At 73.2% G+C, this 15,693-nt stretch carries 16 protein-coding genes; 5 read left to right on the top strand and 11 right to left on the bottom strand.

The features are described 5' to 3' along the window. Position 1 precedes the first annotated feature (1 nt). The 5 genes from ACH4UK_RS27435 to ACH4UK_RS27415 form a co-directional block, all read right to left on the bottom strand. Positions 2–1,174 (bottom strand): hypothetical protein, encoded by a 1,173-nt coding sequence (locus ACH4UK_RS27435; protein ID WP_398360532.1) that lies wholly within the window; start codon positions 1,172–1,174, stop codon positions 2–4. Next, the gene (locus ACH4UK_RS27430) at positions 1,171–2,169 is read right to left on the bottom strand and encodes a hypothetical protein (RefSeq protein ID WP_398360530.1); all 999 of its coding nucleotides are present in this window, start codon (positions 2,167–2,169) and stop codon (positions 1,171–1,173) included. Before ACH4UK_RS27430 ends, ACH4UK_RS27435 begins: the two co-directional genes overlap by 4 nt. A 25-nt stretch (positions 2,170–2,194) precedes the next feature. Continuing rightward, the gene (locus ACH4UK_RS27425) at positions 2,195–2,929 is read right to left on the bottom strand and encodes a peptidase (protein WP_398360528.1); all 735 of its coding nucleotides are present in this window, start codon (positions 2,927–2,929) and stop codon (positions 2,195–2,197) included. Positions 2,930–3,310: 381 nt separating this feature from the next. After that, a complete protein-coding gene (locus tag ACH4UK_RS27420; RefSeq protein WP_398360526.1) occupies positions 3,311–3,802 on the bottom strand; it encodes an ATP-binding protein in 492 nt (163 codons plus the stop codon). A gap of 202 nt (positions 3,803–4,004) precedes the next feature. Next, complete coding sequence (locus ACH4UK_RS27415) at positions 4,005–4,373, bottom strand: STAS domain-containing protein (protein ID WP_003968692.1); 369 nt, start codon at positions 4,371–4,373, stop codon at positions 4,005–4,007. A 285-nt stretch (positions 4,374–4,658) separates the two neighbouring features. On the opposite strand from ACH4UK_RS27415, the gene ACH4UK_RS27410 reads away from it, so the two are divergent. Then, positions 4,659–5,630: an RNA polymerase sigma factor SigF gene (locus ACH4UK_RS27410; RefSeq protein ID WP_398360524.1), complete on the top strand. Its 972-nt coding sequence runs from the start codon at positions 4,659–4,661 to the stop codon at positions 5,628–5,630. A gap of 108 nt (positions 5,631–5,738) precedes the next feature. On the opposite strand, the gene hutI is transcribed toward ACH4UK_RS27410, so the two are convergent. From hutI to hutU, 4 genes are all read right to left on the bottom strand, one after another. Next, on the bottom strand, positions 5,739–6,911 hold the full coding sequence (hutI, locus tag ACH4UK_RS27405) for an imidazolonepropionase (protein WP_398360522.1): 1,173 nt from the start codon (positions 6,909–6,911) through the stop codon (positions 5,739–5,741). A 101-nt stretch (positions 6,912–7,012) separates the two neighbouring features. Further along, a complete protein-coding gene (locus ACH4UK_RS27400) occupies positions 7,013–8,380 on the bottom strand; it encodes a formimidoylglutamate deiminase (protein WP_398360520.1) in 1,368 nt (455 codons plus the stop codon). After that, positions 8,371–9,663 (bottom strand): allantoate amidohydrolase, encoded by a 1,293-nt coding sequence (locus ACH4UK_RS27395; RefSeq protein WP_398360518.1) that lies wholly within the window; start codon positions 9,661–9,663, stop codon positions 8,371–8,373. The genes ACH4UK_RS27400 and ACH4UK_RS27395 overlap by 10 nt, the downstream gene beginning before the upstream one ends. After that, positions 9,663–11,321, bottom strand: coding sequence for a urocanate hydratase (gene hutU / locus ACH4UK_RS27390; protein ID WP_398360516.1), 1,659 nt, complete (start codon positions 11,319–11,321; stop codon positions 9,663–9,665). Before hutU ends, ACH4UK_RS27395 begins: the two co-directional genes overlap by 1 nt. Positions 11,322–11,713: 392 nt before the next feature. On the opposite strand from hutU, the gene ACH4UK_RS27385 reads away from it, so the two are divergent. The 4 genes from ACH4UK_RS27385 (at position 11,714) to ACH4UK_RS27370 (ending at position 13,975) form a co-directional block, all read left to right on the top strand. Further along, entirely contained in the window at positions 11,714–12,127 is a 414-nt protein-coding gene (locus ACH4UK_RS27385; protein WP_398360515.1) for a hypothetical protein, read from the top strand. Continuing rightward, positions 12,124–12,933 (top strand): winged helix-turn-helix domain-containing protein, encoded by an 810-nt coding sequence (locus ACH4UK_RS27380; RefSeq protein ID WP_398360513.1) that lies wholly within the window; start codon positions 12,124–12,126, stop codon positions 12,931–12,933. Before ACH4UK_RS27385 ends, ACH4UK_RS27380 begins: the two co-directional genes overlap by 4 nt. A 38-nt stretch (positions 12,934–12,971) precedes the next feature. Then, positions 12,972–13,445: a roadblock/LC7 domain-containing protein gene (locus ACH4UK_RS27375; RefSeq protein WP_398360511.1), complete on the top strand. Its 474-nt coding sequence runs from the start codon at positions 12,972–12,974 to the stop codon at positions 13,443–13,445. A 155-nt stretch (positions 13,446–13,600) separates the two neighbouring features. Further along, positions 13,601–13,975 (top strand): hypothetical protein, encoded by a 375-nt coding sequence (locus tag ACH4UK_RS27370; RefSeq protein WP_398360509.1) that lies wholly within the window; start codon positions 13,601–13,603, stop codon positions 13,973–13,975. Between the two features lie 15 nt (positions 13,976–13,990). Here the strand turns inward: ACH4UK_RS27370 and ACH4UK_RS27365 are convergent, their stop codons facing one another. Both ACH4UK_RS27365 and ACH4UK_RS27360 read right to left on the bottom strand, forming a co-directional pair. Beyond that, complete coding sequence (locus ACH4UK_RS27365) at positions 13,991–14,530, bottom strand: hypothetical protein (protein ID WP_398360646.1); 540 nt, start codon at positions 14,528–14,530, stop codon at positions 13,991–13,993. 249 nt (positions 14,531–14,779) lie between these two features. Next, positions 14,780–15,625, bottom strand: a complete 846-nt coding sequence (locus tag ACH4UK_RS27360) for a MurR/RpiR family transcriptional regulator (protein ID WP_398360507.1) — start codon at positions 15,623–15,625, stop codon at positions 14,780–14,782. Positions 15,626–15,693: the final 68 nt, after the last annotated feature.

Here is a 15,693-nt window from a genome sequence, read left to right as displayed (position 1 = left end):
CTCACGCTTGTCCCTTCGTCGTGGGTGGGGGTCGGTTCTCTGACGGTGCGGAATCCTGGGTGAACCACGGCAGCACGGCCGTGGTCGCGTTCGTGGTCGCGTTCGTGGTCGTGGTCACGTTCGTGCTCGTGCCCGTGGTCACGTTCGCGTTCGTGCTCGTGCCCGTGCCCGTGCTCGCGTGGGGCCCGGCGCTCGTGCCCGGAGGCCGGGTCGGCGGCCGTGTCCGTGTCCGCGTCCGCTTCCGCGTACCGTGCGAACCGGCGGGGCGGGGCCGGACCTTGTCCACGACCGCCATACCGATGCGGAAGACGGCCGCCGGGACGACGAGGCACAGCAGGACCCAGAAGAGCGGGACGCCCCACGGGCGGCTCACCCCCCACGGCTGCTCGGCCAGCACCTTGTCCCCGTACCGCAGGGAGACCTGGTAGTCGCCGTGCGCGCCCGCCGACAGTTCGACCGGCAGTTTGATCTGCGCCTTGCCGCCGGGGGCGACCGTGCCGCGCCACTGGCGTTCCTCCCACTGCGGGGCGTAGACGCCGTGCGCGGTGCCGATCTCGAAGACGGGGTCCTCGACGGGGGCGGACCCGAGATTGCCCACGGTGAAGACGAGCCGGCGGGCGGGCGGGGCCCCGAACCAGGTGAGCAGCGAGCTGTCGCCCTCCAGGCGTGTGGTGGCCAGCACCGCGAGCTTCCCGTCGCCGGTCTGCCGCGGCAGGTCCGCCGTGGGGTGGCCCGCGACCGTGAACACCGCGTCGGCCAGGGCCTGTTCGCCGGTCACCGTGGCGACGTGCACCACGCAGGGGCACGGCTTCGGCGGTTCGGTGACCGGCAGTTTCTTGCTGAAGGCGCCCTTCTTGTCGGTCGTGACCGCGCGGCCGTCGGCGTTGGCGCAGGAGTTGGTGCCGCCGATCACGCCCCGCTCCGGCGTGGACTGACCGCAGACCAGCAGCATCAGCAGCGCCTGGGCGCGCCAGCCGCTGCCGCTGACGGTGATCTCCCCGCCCTGGCCGGCCTCCTTCTTGGACAGGCTGACGGTGGGGTCGCCGTCGGCCGCCCGCGCGCCCGGCGCGGTCAGGACGACCAGGGCGGGCAGGAGGGCCAGGAGAGCGGCCAGGAACAGGAGGACGGGCGACGCGGTGCGCCGGAGGGCTTCGGTGCCGGACTGCCGCTTCACGATTCCGCTCCCGCCTTCACCAGGGGTCCCGTATGCACGGGGGGTCCCGCCTTCACCGGGGATCCCGTCTTCACCAAGGGCCTCGTCTCTGTGGTCGGCCGCCGATCGCCGGAGGTCTCCGGTGCCTCCGGCTCGTCCGGTGGCCCGCGCCGGCCGCGTCGCCGCCGGTACGCGCCGGAGCCGAGCACGGCCAGGACACCGAGGACCAGCAGCCCGCCGCCGACGGCCGGGAGTACCGGGACGTACGTCGCCGAGACCTGCGCCTCGTCCCGAGCGCCCCCCGACGCGCTGACCCGCAGCCGTACGGTGACCGCGTCCAGGGCCGGGGCGCCGGGCCAGGGCTCGGCCAGTTCCACCCGTCGGCCGGGGGCCAGTTCCAGCGGCAGGGGCCGTTCCGGGCGGTCCAGCAGCGTGCCGAACACCCCGTCGACGCGCACCGCCAGCCGGGGCTCCAGCAGCGCGTTACCCCGGTTGACCAGGGCGTACCGAAGGGTTCCGCCGGATATCTCGACGTCCTCGACGGTGAGCGCCGCCAGCGTCGGGCCGCCGATCCGCACCCGGACCGGTACGCGGACCTCCTCGTCCCCGCCGGTGGCCACGACCTCCCCGGACGCGTCGCCGGGCACCGCGTCGGAGGGCACCGTGAGGGCGAACGGCACCTCGGCACGGGTCCGGGCCGGGACGGTGACCGTGTCCGCGGCGAACCCGGTCCAGGCCCCGGTCCGGCCGTCGCCCCGCAGGCGTACGGTCAGCGGGGCGCGGCCGGAGTTGGTCACCGCGAGCCGGTCCTGGAGGGCCGTCCCGGGGGTGCCCTCCAGATAGACGTAAGGCCGGGCGTCCCGGTCGGTGCTCCCGCCGGCGGGCCGGGCCGTCCAGTCCGCCGGGCCGTCGGCGGCGGCGGCCGGGAGCGGGGTGAGCGCCGCGCACAGCAGCGCGGCGAGCACCGCCGTCAGGACGAGCAGCGCCCGGCGGAGGCGCGGGGTGGGTGGCGACATGGGCGGCTCCTCTGCCGGGGAGGGATCAGCCTGCGGAGCGCTGCCCCCGCCGGGTCAGCCAGAGCACTCCGGCCGCTCCGGTCAGCAGCACGGTGCCGCCGAGGGTGCCGAGCGCCGCCGCCGAGTCCAGCGGGCCGGTGCGGGGCAGTTCGCCGCCGCCCGAAGCGCCGCCGGTCGAGCCGCCTCCGCCGGATCCGCCCGTGGAACCGCCCGTGGAGCCGCCGCCGGTGGAGCCGCCGCCCGACGAACCGCCCGCCCCCTGGACGTCGAGTTCGAGGGAGGGGCCGGGGCTGTTCTTGGGCGTACAGGTGGTGGTCGTACCGAGGGCCTTGATGGTGAGCACCCCGGCGGTGAAGGTGACCTTGCCGCTCTTCTTCGGGGTGTACGTCCCCGACAGGTCACTGATCTTGATGGGGGTGTTGGCCGGAATCGCCTCGGCGTTCGCCGGGCCGGAGACCTGGACCTTCCCCTTCTCCGCGCCGCCCAGCTCGATCACGGCGCTCGGGTTCATGGCCCCCTTGCCCAGTTCGACCGGGCTGGAGGAGACGCCCTTCTGGAAGGACATGGTGAGCCGGTAGCCGTCGCCGCTCCTGACGCCCTTGATATCGATGGGCGAGACCGCCCCTTTGGGCCCGATGGGCGTCACGCACTGGTAGTTGACGTCCACGACCTCGGCGTGCGCGGCGGGGGCGCCCGCCACCACGATCGATCCTGCCAGCGCAGCCGCCAGCGCGAGAGTGGTCCGCTTCTGGTTCGACACCTCGTGTTCCCCTCATGCCGGACGCCGCCGCGCTACGCCCGTACGGGCGCACATTCCTGACGGCACATCAGATTGGGCGCTCAAGGTACGCCCGGGGCCTGATGGAGGGAAGACAAAGTGCGCGGCCGATCCGGCGCGCTCGTCCGGGGCTGCCGCCGGCCCGGCTGTCGGCCCGGCTTTCGGGGATCGGCGGGTCCAGCGAAGCGGGCGGCCCGGGTCCCTCTGGCCGATCTGAAGGACGGCGCCGCGCTGTCGCCGATCCGGAGGACGGCGCCGCGCTGTCGCCCGCGGCGGCCGACGCTCTGCGCATGATGGACCGGGCGAAGGCGGCCCGCACAGCCGCTCGTTGAGGATCGCCGGGAATCCCGGCGGAACGGACCCCTAGGCGGGCGCGGCCAGCTCCGCCCAGACCGTCTTGCCCGGGGCGTCCGGTGTGCGCAGGACGCCCCAGTCGAGGCAGAGGCGCTGCACGATGAACATGCCGTGTCCCCCGGGCCGGCCGGCGCGGTGCGGCGTACGGGGTGCGGGCTGCCCGGCGCCCCGGTCGACGACCTCGACCCGCAGCACCTTGGCGGTGCGGCCGATCCGGAGCTCCTCGGGGCCCTCTGCGTGGAGACAGGCGTTGGTCACCAGCTCGGAGACCACCAGCAGAACGTCCTCGGCGGCGGCCCGGCGGTCGGCGCTGGACGCCGGGAGCCAGCCCCAGTCGTGCAGCGCCTGCCGGGCGAAGTCGCGGGCGGCCGGAACGATGCCGCCGGCCTGACCGAGGGAGAGCGTGCGCCACTGCCGCTCGGCCGGGACGGCCGGGGCTGCGCCCGCTTCGTCCGGCTCGCGACCGAGGTCGCCCGGCGGATGCTGCCGGGTGGTGCTCATCAGCGCTTCACCTCACCGATTCGCCATGTCGCCATGTCGCCGTCGTACAGATAGTGATCAGTTACCGAGTGTGCCGGAGCCCTTGCGGGGCGCCGCCGGGGTGTCTCCTGCCCTGCCGTATCGCAACAACACCCACTTGGGGCACACGATCGCGTGACACAGCCGACATCGGGGAGGTCCACGGTCGCACGCCCCTGCCGGGTCAGGTGGCCAGAGCCTCTTCGAGCGTGGCGTGGACGGTGAAGACCGCCTCCGCGCCGGTGATCTCGAAGACCCTCGCCACGACGGGCAGCATTCCGGCCAGATGAACCCCTCCGCCGACCGCCTCCGCCTTGAGGCGGGCGCCGAGCAGCACGTTCAGCCCGGTGGAGTCACAGAAATCCAGGCGGGAGCAGTCGACCACCAGGCGTGACCGCCCCTGCTCGACCGCACTCTCCAGCGGCTCGCGCAGCAGATCCGCGGTGTGGTGATCGAGCTCACCCACCGGCGTCACGACTTCGCTGCGCCCCTCGGTCCGGGCCTCGACCTGTAGCCGACCCCGGTTGGCACTGCCGACCGTCCCGCGGTCCATCGCTGTCCCTCTTCGCCGTTCGTCACTGTGCGCGTCACTGCCTGTGCGGCTGTATGCATACCTGCCGCCGACATGCGTAAAACAGTACGCGTTCCGTTCGCCACGCGGTAGTCGGAGACCTCAACAAACCGGACATATGGCATCAATTGGCGCTTGTCACTGCTGGCCGGGACCGGGTATGGGTAGAGGGACACCAGAAACACGACCGGCTTTGGAGGCGCCGCTTCACCGCAGGAACACGTATGGGCATCGGCAGCCATATGCCGAGAACGATGGAGGAGAACCATGTCACCCCGGCTCGACGAAGCGCGTACCCACAACGCGTCGTCGGCATGTCCTCAGGGACCGACCAATTCCGACTCCCCCGCCGCGAGCGCCGTTCCCGGCCCGCGCGCCAGCACCACCGGCACCACCGGCACCACCTCAGACTTCTCCGGCGCTTCCGGCGAGGGGCTCGAAGGACTTCCCGAGATCCCGCCCTATGCCGAAGTCGGCGCTCTGGACGCCAGGGCGCTGTCCAAGACGCTCTTCGAGCGGCTGGAGTCCCTCGAAGAGGGCACCCACGAGTACAGCTACGTACGCAACACCCTCGTCGAGCTCAACCTCGCGCTCGTCAAGTTCGCCGCCTCCCGGTTCCGCTCCCGCAGCGAGCCGATGGAGGACATCGTCCAGGTCGGCACGATCGGCCTGATCAAGGCGATCGACCGGTTCGAGCTGAGCCGCGGTGTGGAGTTCCCCACGTTCGCGATGCCGACCATCGTCGGCGAGATCAAGCGCTTCTTCCGTGACACCAGCTGGTCCGTGCGCGTGCCGCGCCGGCTCCAGGAGCTGCGGCTCGACCTGGCGAAGGCGGGCGACGAGCTCTCCCAGCAGCTGGACCGCGCGCCCACCGTGGCGGAGCTGTCCGAGCGCCTCGGCATCACCCCGGAAGAGGTCGTCGAGGGCATGTCCGCGAGCAACGCGTACACCGCGAGCTCGCTGGACGCCAAGCCCGAGGAGGACGACAACGAGGGCGCCCTCGCGGACCGCATCGGGTACGAGGACCACGGCCTCGAAGGCATCGAGTACGTCGAGTCCCTGAAGCCGCTGATCGCCGCGCTGCCCTCCCGGGACCGGATGATCCTCTCGCTCCGCTTCGTCAGCAACATGACGCAGTCGGAGATCGGCGAGGAGCTGAACATCTCGCAGATGCACGTGTCCCGGCTGCTCTCCCGGACGCTGAACAAGCTCCGCAAGGGTCTGACCCTGGAGGAATGACCCCCGACCGGCCCGCTGCCCCGCCACGGGGCCCCACGGGCCGTCGAGCACCGCGGAAGGACCCGCCCCGGATACCGGGAGCGGGTCCTTCCGCGTGTGCGGGCGGTGTCACACCACCCGCTGACCGCTCCGCCAGACCGCGCTGACCAACGGCACGCCGGGCCGGTAGGCGAGGTGGACGTGGCTCGGGGCGTCGAGGAGCACCAGGTCGGCGCGGGCCCCGGGGGTGATCCGGCCGATGTCGGTACGGCGCAGGGCGGCGGCCCCGCCGGCGGTGGCGGACCAGATCGCCTCGTCCGGGGTCATCCCCATGTCGCGCACGGCCAGCGCGATACAGAAGGGCACCGACGAGGTGAACGACGAGCCGGGGTTGCAGTCCGTGGAGAGCGCGACGGTGGCCCCCGCGTCGAGGAGGCGGCGGGCGTCGGGCCAGGTGGCGCGGGTGGAGAACTCCGCGCCCGGGAGCAGCGTCGCCACCGTGTCACCCTGGCCGAGCGCGTCGACGTCCGCGTCGGTGAGGTGGGTGCAGTGGTCGGCCGACGCGGCGTCGAGCTCGACGGCGAGCTGGACGCCGGGGCCGTACGTGAGCTGGTTGGCGTGGATACGGGGGTGCAGCCCCTTGGCGCGGCCCGCCGTGAGGATGGCGCGGGCCTGGTCGCCGTCGAAGGCGCCCTGCTCGCAGAACACGTCGATCCAGCGGGCGTGCGGGGCGCAGGCCTCCAGCATCGGGCCGGTGACCAGGTCGACGTAGCCGGCGGGGTCGTCCGCGTAGTCGGGGGACACGATGTGCGCGCCGAGGTAGGTGACCTCGTCGGTGTGGCGGGCCGCGACCCGCAGGGCACGGGCCTCGTCCTCGACGGTGAGGCCGTAGCCGGACTTGGTCTCGAAGGTGGTGGTGCCCTGGCGCAGGGCCTCGGCGAGGTAGCGGGCGACGTTGGCGGAGAGCTCCTCGTCGGAGGCGGCCCGGGTGGCGGCGACGGTGGTGCGGATGCCGCCGGCGCGGTAGGGCTGCCCGGACATCCGGGCGTTGAACTCCTGGGTGCGGTCGCCCGCGAAGACCAGGTGGGAGTGGGAGTCGACGAAGCCCGGGACCACCGCGCGGCCGGCCGCGTCGAGGACGTTGTCAGTGGCGGGTGCTTTGCTGGATTCACCGGTCCAGACGATGCGGTCGCCCTCGATGACGACGGCCGCGTCCTGGATCAGGCCCAGGGGGGTCCCGTTGCCGAGGGAGGGGTCATTGGTGACCAGGCTGGCGATGTGGGTGACGGCGGTGGTCGTCATCGTGAGGCTGTTCTCCTTGCGTTCCGGGAGAGCCCGGAGCGTCGGGCGCGGGAGTGCGGGTCGCTCCGGACGTCCGGGGTGGCGGACGGGGCGTGGGGCGGTCAGCCGTGCAGAGCGGCGATGGCGGTCGCGAGCGCCCGGGGCACGTCCTCGATCTGCGTGTGACGGCCGTCCCGGACGATGTGCCGCCCCGCCACGACCGTGTGCCGCACATCAGCGGCGGAGGCGGCGAATACGGCGCTCTCCGCTGCCAGTCGGGGCACCGGCCCTGCCGTTCTGACGGAGTCCAGCGCGACGGTGGTCAGGTCGGCGGGGGCGCCCGGTTCCAGCACGCCCGCGTCGGGGCGGCCGAGTGCGGCGTGCCCGTCGGCGGAGGCGGCCCGGAGCAGGGCGGCGGCCGTCCAGTGGCCCCGGATGTGGGTGCGCAGCCGCTCGTTGAGCTCCATCGCGCGCGCCTCTTCGAAGAGGTCGATCACGGCGTGGCTGTCGCTGCCCAGCGAGAGCGGCGAGCCCGCCTTCTGGAGGGCGGCGGCGGGGCCGATGCCGTCGGCCAGGTCGCGTTCGGTGGTGGGGCACATGCAGGTGCCGGTGGCCGAGGAGCCGAGCAGCTCGATGTCCGCCCCGGTCAGATGTGTGTTGTGGATGCCGGTGGTGCGCGGGCCGAGGACCCCGTGGTCGGCCAGCAGCCGGGTGGGGGTGCGGCCGTGGGCGGCCTGGCAGGCGTCGTTCTCCGCCGTCTGCTCGGAGAGGTGGACGTGGAGCGGGGCGCTTCGCTCCTCGGCCCACCGCACGACGGTGGCCAGCTGTCCGGCCGGGACCGCCCGGACGGAGTGGACCGCCGCGCCGATCAGGGTGTGGTCGTCGCCCTTGAGGAGGGAGGCGCGCTCCGCCCAGGCCTCGGCGGTGGTGTCGGAGAAGCGCAGCTGGTGCCGGTTGGGCTTCTCGCCGAATCCGGCGGCGAGATAGGCGGTGTCCAGCAGGGTGATCCGGATCCCGGCCTCGGCGGCGGCCGCGATCAGCGCCTCGCCCATGGCGTTCGGGTTGGCGTAGGGGGTGCCGCCGGGGGCGTGGTGCAGATAGTGGAACTCGCCGACGGAGGTGATGCCGGCCAGGGCCATTTCGGCGTAGGTGGCGCGGGCCAGGTCGAAGTAGCTGTCCGGGGTGAGCCGGGAGGCTGTCCGGTACATCAGCTCGCGCCAGGTCCAGAAGGTGCCCGAGCCGACCTGGACGGTGGCGCGCAGGGCCCGGTGGAAGGCGTGGGAGTGGGTGTTGGCGAGGCCGGGGAGGGTCAGTCCGCGCAGCACGGTGGCGCCGGGCGGCGGTGTGTCGACCCCGGTCCTGATCCCGGCGATGCGGCCGCCCGCGACGTCCAGGGTGACGCCCGGCTCGACGTGTGTGCCGAGCCAGGCGTGGTCCATCCAGTACGTCGCGGTGACGGGCGCGCCCGTCGTCCGGTGTGTCAGCTGCACGCGAGACCTTCCAGTACGTCGGCGAGTGCCCCGACCCCGGCCGTGCAGTCGTCCTCGGCGGCGTGCTCGGCGGGTGAGTGCGAGATGCCGGTGGGATTCCGTACGAAGAGCATGGCGGTGGGCACCGAAGCGGACAAAATACCCGCATCGTGGCCCGCGCCGGTGCCGAGGACGGGGACGGGCCGTCCCGTGTCGCCGGTCCGCTCCAGGATCGTGCCGAGCTCGTCGCGCAGGGCGTGCTCGAACTCGACGACGGGCGTGAACGATTCGCGGACCACGTCGAGGTCGATCCCGGCCCGCTCGGCGTACTCGCGGGCGGCGCGTTCGACGCCGGTGACGACGGCGTCGAGGGTGGCCTGGTCGGCGGCGCGGGAGTCGAGCCAGCCGCGCACGAGGGAGGGGATGGCGTTGACGCCGTTGGGCTCGACCGCGATCTTGCCGAAGGTGGCGAGCGCGCCGGTCAGTTCGGCCTCGCGGCGGGCGGCGAGCACGGTCTCGGCGTACGTGAGCATCGGGTCGCGGCGGTCGGCGAGGCGGGTGGTGCCCGCGTGGTTGGCCTCGCCCCGGAAGTCGAACCGCCAGCGGCCGTGCGGCCAGATGGCGGAGGCGATGCCGACGGGGTCGCCGGTCAGGTCGAGGGCGCGGCCCTGCTCGACGTGGAGTTCGACGAACGCGCCGATGCGGGCGAGCCGTTCCGGGTCGGGGCCGATGGTCCCGGGGTCGTATCCGGCTCCCTCCATGGCGGCGGGCAGGGTGATCCCGTCGCCGTCGCGCAGCCGGTGGGCGTCGGCGACGGCGAGCTGTCCGGCGGCGAGCCGGGACCCGACGCAGGCCAGGCCGAAGCGGGCGCCCTCCTCGTCACCGAAGTTGGTGACGGCCAGCGGCCGGGTGAACTCCACTCCCCTGCGATGGAGTTCGTCGAGCGCGGCGAAGGAGGACACCACGCCGAGCGGACCGTCGAAGGCCCCACCGTCCGGGACGGAGTCCAGGTGCGAGCCGGTGACGACGGCGTCCCCGGCCAGGGGGTCGCCGAGCCAGGCCCACTGGTTGCCGTTGCGGTCGGTCTCGTGGGTGAGGCCCCGCGCCTCGGCCTGCGCGCGGAACCAGGCCCGGCAGTCGAGGTCGGCCGCCGACCAGGCGTAGCGCCGGTAGCCGCCGCTGTCGGGGTGCCGTCCGACGGGCGCCAGCTCCCGCCACATCGAGAGGAAGGAGTCACCGGAGCGCCACTGCTCCCGGGCGCCGGGAGAGGGGGCGGGCTCGCCCCCGGACCTGCCGGACGACATCAGTTGCCCTCCGTCATCGGGACGCGTACGCCCTGGTCGGCGGCGACGTTCTCGGCGATGTCGTAGCCGGCGTCCACGTGGCGGATGACGCCCATGCCGGGGTCGTTGGTGAGGACGCGGCGGATCTTCTCGCCCGCGAGCTTCGTGCCGTCGGCGACGGAGACCTGGCCCGCGTGGATGGAGCGGCCCATGCCGACGCCGCCGCCGTGGTGGAGGGAGACCCAGGAGGCGCCGGAGGCGACGTTGACCATGGCGTTGAGCAGCGGCCAGTCGGCGATGGCGTCGGAGCCGTCGAGCATGGCCTCGGTCTCGCGGTACGGGGAGGCGACCGAGCCGCAGTCCAGGTGGTCGCGGCCGATGGCCAGCGGGGCGGCGAGTTCGCCGCTCGCGACCATGTCGTTGAAGCGCTCGCCGGCCTTGTCGCGCTCGCCGTAGCCGAGCCAGCAGATGCGGGCGGGCAGGCCCTGGAAGTGGACCCGCTCGCCGGCCATCTTGATCCAGCGGTGCAGCGACTCGTTCTCCGGGAAGAGCTCCAGCATCGCCTTGTCGGTCTTGTGGATGTCGGACGCCTCGCCGGACAGCGCGGCCCAGCGGAAGGGGCCCTTGCCCTCGCAGAAGAGGGGGCGGATGTAGGCGGGGACGAAGCCGGGGAAGTCGAAGGCCCGGTCGTATCCGGCGAGCTGGGCCTCGCCGCGGATGGAGTTGCCGTAGTCGAAGACCTCGGCGCCGGCGTCCATGAAGCCGACCATGGCCTCGACGTGGCGGGCCATCGACTCGCGGGCGCGCTGGGTGAAGTCGGCGGGCTTCTCGGCGGCGAGGTCCGCCATGTCGTCGAAGTCGACGCCGAGCGGCAGGTAGGCCAGCGGGTCGTGGGCGCTGGTCTGGTCGGTGACGATGTCGATCGGCGCGCTCTCGGCGAGCATCCGGGGCAGCAGCTCGGCCGCGTTGCCGAGGAGGCCGATGGAGAGCGGGCGGCGGGCGTCGCGGGCCTCGACGGCGAGCTGGAGGGCGTGCTCCAGGTTGTCGGCCTTCACGTCCAGGAAGCGGTGCTCGATGCGGCGCTCGATGGCGCGCGGGTCGCAGTCGATGCAGATCGCGACGCCGTCGTTCATGGTGACGGCGAGCGGCTGCGCGCCGCCCATGCCGCCGAGCCCGGCGGTCAGGGTGATCGTCCCGGCCAGCGTCCCGCCGAACTTCTTGGCGGCGACGGCGGCGAAGGTCTCGTAGGTGCCCTGGAGGATGCCCTGGGTGCCGATGTAGATCCAGGACCCGGCGGTCATCTGGCCGTACATGGTGAGTCCGAGCGCCTCCAGGCGGCGGAACTCCTCCCAGTTGGCCCAGTCGCCGACCAGGTTGGAGTTGGCGATGAGCACGCGCGGCGCCCACTCGTGGGTCTGCATGACGCCGACCGGACGCCCGGACTGGACGAGCATCGTCTCGTCCTGCTTGAGCGTCTCCAGCGTGCGGACCATCGCGTCGAACGAGCGCCAGTCGCGGGCCGCCTTGCCCGTGCCGCCGTAGACGACGAGCTTGTCGGGGTGCTCGGCGACCTCGGGGTCGAGGTTGTTCTGCAGCATCCGCAGGGCGGCTTCCTGCTGCCATCCCAGGGCGGTCAGTGCGCTGCCGCGCGGTGCGCGTACGGGGCGGGGTCCTGACATGGCGGTGCCTCCTCGCGACGGTGAAAATCTATTCACATCCTGCTGCTCTGAATAGTCGTAGTCAACAGGGGCGGCCCGCACCGCGGCCCGGGGCGTCGATTTCCCGCCGAAACCGGCCGGTCCCGGCGACGCGCGGGAAGGCTCCGGGAGGCCGCCGCCGAGGGGGGCCGGGCCGCGACTCCTCGTCGAGGCGGTGATGAAGGCCCGCGCGAAGTCCGGGGCCGCGCACCCCGGCGGAACCTCACCCGCCCCTCCGGCCACCGCATTCAAGCCGCTCCTTTACACCCTGGAACGCATGTACCAAAGGAAAATGCCAGAACCTCCACCAGCCATGAGCACGTTGCGTAGCCTCTGCGTTACAGCCGTACGCCACGTCGGGAGGGGAGATCCGCGTGCCCGGAATCGACGAGTGCCTGCTCGAAGTCATGAGGCTGCCCGGCGCCCGGGGCGCCTCGGTGGTCGACTGGACGAGCGGTCTCGCCCTCGGCACCATCGGGGAATCCCCCAGCGGCGACCACGAGGCCACCGCCGCCGAGACGGCGGAGGTGGCCCGGATGACCGCCGAACAGCCGGCCTTCACCCGCCTCGCCGCACCCGGCGGGAACGAGCCGTCCGAGGGGCCGCCGAGCACCCCCGTCGAGGACGTCATCGTCACCACCCACGACGGTTACCACATGCTCCGTTTCGTGGAGACGGCATTCGACAGCAGCGTCTTCCTGCATCTGTGGCTGAACCGCTCCGAGGGCAATCTCGCGCTCGCCCGGATGCGGCTCGGCGAGCTGGCGGAGCGGCTGGTGCTGGCATGAGCGCGATAGCCGCAGACCCCGGCGCACCGAGAACGGACCGGCTCCCGGTCCTCTCCCCGATGCTCCAACGCCTCGCCGCCGAACGGGCCACCGGCGCCCTGCTGCGCGACCGCGGCACGCTCTACCTCGCCGACGGCCAGGTGGTGCACGCCGAGAGCCCCGCCACCCCCGGCATCGACGTCCTGCTCACCACCGGCGGGACCCTGCCGCACGAGGGCTGGTGGGACGCCGTGGCGCAGGCCGGGGCGGGCCGCCGGGTCGGCCGCTATCTCGTGGACAGCGGTCATGTTCCGGGCGGCGCACTGGAGTTGTGCCATCTGGGCGCGCTGTACGACGCCGCGTTCTTCGCACTCGCCCCGACCGGGACGCCCGCCCGGTTCCGGTACGGGGTGTCGCACTGGATCGGCCCCGTGCGGCCGGTCCCGGTGGCCGCGGTGGAGCGCGAGACGCTGCGCAGACGGGACTTCCTGGACCGGATCTGGCCGGACCCCGCCTGCGACGGCGCCCCGCTCCTGCGGACGGCGGCGCACCGGACCGACGCCCCGGTCCCGGCCCGGCAGCGCCGGCTCCTGGAGCTGGCCGACGGGGTCCGCACCGCCTCGGACATCGCGCAGGCGCTGGGCCGTTCGGCCTTCCACATCCTGGTCGACCTGCGGCGGCTCGCGGCGGCCGGCCTGGTGGAGGCGGTCCGGGCGCAGCCCCTGCCGGTCTCCTCCGCGGCCGCCCGGATCACGCTCCCCGAGGTGACGGCCGACCCCGATATCGCCCTGCTGCGCCGGCTCCGAGACGCATTGGAGGCCCTGTGATACGCGCGCTCAGACAGCGTGCCGGGAGGAGACAGCTGATGGTGCCCGAGGCCGAAGCGCGTGATGTCCTCGACGAGCTCCAGCGGTTACGGGCCCGGGTCCCGCTGCTCTCCGGGGCGCTGGCCGCCTCCACCGACGGACTGGTCCTGGCCCACGACACCCCGGGCGTCGAGGCGGAGGGCGTCGCCGCTCTCACCGCCGCCGCACTCGGCGTCTCCGTCCGGATGACCGACGCCACCGGCCGGGGCGGCTTCCGCGAACTGCTGGTCCGCGGCGACAGCGGCTACATCGCCACCTACGCCGCCGGATCGTCCGCCGTCCTGACGCTGCTGGCCGAGGACCGCATCAACGTCGGCCGGCTCCATCTGGAGGGCCGCCGCGCCGGCGCCCGCATCGGCGAACTCGTCGACGCCGCGCTGAAACGCACCGAGCGCCCCGCCGCCGCGGCCCGCGCCGCACCCCCGCGCCCCGCCACCGCGCCGAACCGCGCCCTGCCGCAACGCCCCACGTAACGCGCCCCGCGCCCCGGCCCGATCCCCCCACCCGCACCGCCACAGCCACCGGGACTCACGCCATCACGCAGAAGCCCGCGCAACAGCCCGCACAGAAGCCCGCACAGCATCGGACCCGGTCACCGCGACCGGCCAGGGAAAGGAAACGAGCCTCCATGGCGAACACCGAAGCGTCACTGAAGGAAGCGATGAGCTCGATCGAGGGCACCACGGGTGTCGCCCTCGTCGACTACACGAGCGGGATGGCCCTGGGCACGCTCGGCGGCGGCAAGGACTTCAATCTCGAGGTCGCCGCCGCGGGCAACACCGACGTGGTCCGCGCCAAGCTCCGCACCATGGAGCAGCTGGGCATCAAGGACGGGATCGAGGACATCCTGATCACGCTCGGCACCCAGTACCACCTGATCCGGCTGCTCACCTCACGCGGCGGCAACGGCCTGTTCCTCTACCTCGTGCTGGACGCGAGCCGGGCGAACCTGGCGATGGCCCGCCACCAGCTGAAGAAGATCGAGGCGGAGCTGGAGGTCTGAGCACCTCCCCGTCCCTCACCGGCGGCGACGTCGCGCCCCGCCCGGCGCGGCGTCCCCCGCCTCCGGACCCGTCGTCCGGTGCGCCTTCACGTGCTTGCCGATGGGGCTCCCGGACCCGGCCCAGTCCGTGCGCACCCAGTACAGGACGTCCTCACGGCGCTCCCGCTGTCCGATCCGTACGGCCTTGACCCAGAGACCGGCGCCCGCGCCCGCGAGCAGCAGCCCGCCGGCCCCGGGCAGCGCGAACGAGGACGCCACCGCCACGACGAACGCGCCCAGCAGCCACCACCGACGCCCGCGCCGCCACCCCCGTACGGTCACGGCCCGGTCCTGGAGGAAGTCGCCGCGCCCGGCGCGGGAGGCGCTGCGGGCCAGCTCCGCGTACCGCTTCCCCCTCGCCAGGGCCACGACGGCGACGGCGACGATGAAGAGCGCCGCCCCGGCCAGCAGTCCGATCCGCCGCCCGGTCAGCCCCGGAACGAACGCCCCCGCCGCCGCGGCCACCAGCCCCGCCCACCACAGCGGCGCCGCCCCGGCCCGTACCGTCACGGCCACTCTCGCCAGCGACTGTCCTCCGCGCCCCACGTCCCCACCCCTCTCCGCGGATCTCTCCGCGGATCTCTCCGCGATCTCTCCGCGCATCTCTCCGAGAACCGGTGGTCCCGAGATCCCGCGCACCGCCGATGCAGCGGTGCTTCTGGGCGCGGAGATTAGCGGCCGCAGATGAGCGATGCGTGAGAATCCGCGCAGGAGCGGGACGCGCGGCCTCTCACTCCCTCATCCCCCTCGCTCCGTTCACTCGCCTCACTCCACGAACAGAGCGCGCGCCGCCGCCCGTACGTCGAACTCCTCCAAGCGCGCCTGGGCGTCGGGGAGTTCGTCGCACATCGCTTCCAGCAACACCCGGCCGAGTAGCATCGGCGCGCAGACGGTGTCGAAGGAGAGCCCGGAGCCGATGGCCGCCGGGAGCAGCAGATCGCTGTGCTTGGCGACGGGTGCGAAGGCGGAGTCGGCGACCGTGACCACGGTCAGCCCCTGGTCCTGGGCGTACGCGAGCGCGTCCACGGTCTCCTTGGGGTGGCGCGGCAGTGCGAAGCACATCAGGGCGGTGGCCCCGGCCCGGCGGGCGGAGTCGATCCGGTCGGGCAGCATGCTGCCGCCCTCGTCGAGCACCCGGACGTCGGGGTGCACCTTGGCGGCGAAGTAGCCGAAGCCGCGCGCCTGGGAGGAGGCGGCCCGCAGCCCCAGCACCGGCAGCGGCCGGGAGCCGGCGAGCAGCCGCCCGGCCCGCTCGACGGGCGCGGGGTCCGCGAGCACGTCGGAGAGGTGCTGGAGGTTCTCGATCTCGGCGCGGACGGCCTGCTGGTACTCGTTGTACGTCTCCCCCGCGTCGTCCTGCTCCGCGTCGGCGGGCGCGACCTCGCGCAGGTGCCTGCGCAGCGCCGGATAGCCGTCGAAGCCGAGGGCGACGGCGAAGCGGGTGACGGAAGGCTGGCTGACCCCGGCCAGCTCGGCCAGCTCGACGCTGGAGAGGAACGGTGCGTCGGCGGCCCGGCGGACCATGCAGTGCGCGATGCGCCGCTGGGTGGGCGTGAGCCGGTGGCCCTCGAAGAGCCGCTGCAACCGTGCGGCGGGGCTGCTCCCACTCATGCTGTCCCCTTGCTGGATCCGTCGCGCCACGACCGGCGCCGACGGTTCTATTCAGCCAGGAAGGTCGC

This window comes from Streptomyces sp. NPDC020884 (assembly GCF_044333935.1).
Classification (GTDB): domain Bacteria; phylum Actinomycetota; class Actinomycetes; order Streptomycetales; family Streptomycetaceae; genus Streptomyces.
Note: the sequence above shows the minus strand (reverse complement) of the source record. Positions and strands in the feature narration are given on the sequence as shown.

Coding starts and splice junctions, on each gene's coding strand:
- ACH4UK_RS27430 (WP_398360530.1), bottom strand. CDS start 2,169: ATGTCGCCACCCACCCCGCGCCTCCGCCGGGCGCTGCTCGTCCTGACG.
- ACH4UK_RS27420 (WP_398360526.1), bottom strand. CDS start 3,802: ATGAGCACCACCCGGCAGCATCCGCCGGGCGACCTCGGTCGCGAGCCG.
- ACH4UK_RS27415 (WP_003968692.1), bottom strand. CDS start 4,373: ATGGACCGCGGGACGGTCGGCAGTGCCAACCGGGGTCGGCTACAGGTC.
- ACH4UK_RS27410 (WP_398360524.1), top strand. CDS start 4,659: ATGTCACCCCGGCTCGACGAAGCGCGTACCCACAACGCGTCGTCGGCA.
- hutI (WP_398360522.1), bottom strand. CDS start 6,911: ATGACGACCACCGCCGTCACCCACATCGCCAGCCTGGTCACCAATGAC.
- ACH4UK_RS27395 (WP_398360518.1), bottom strand. CDS start 9,663: ATGTCGTCCGGCAGGTCCGGGGGCGAGCCCGCCCCCTCTCCCGGCGCC.
- hutU (WP_398360516.1), bottom strand. CDS start 11,321: ATGTCAGGACCCCGCCCCGTACGCGCACCGCGCGGCAGCGCACTGACC.
- ACH4UK_RS27380 (WP_398360513.1), top strand. CDS start 12,124: ATGAGCGCGATAGCCGCAGACCCCGGCGCACCGAGAACGGACCGGCTC.
- ACH4UK_RS27375 (WP_398360511.1), top strand. CDS start 12,972: ATGGTGCCCGAGGCCGAAGCGCGTGATGTCCTCGACGAGCTCCAGCGG.
- ACH4UK_RS27370 (WP_398360509.1), top strand. CDS start 13,601: ATGGCGAACACCGAAGCGTCACTGAAGGAAGCGATGAGCTCGATCGAG.
- ACH4UK_RS27360 (WP_398360507.1), bottom strand. CDS start 15,625: ATGAGTGGGAGCAGCCCCGCCGCACGGTTGCAGCGGCTCTTCGAGGGC.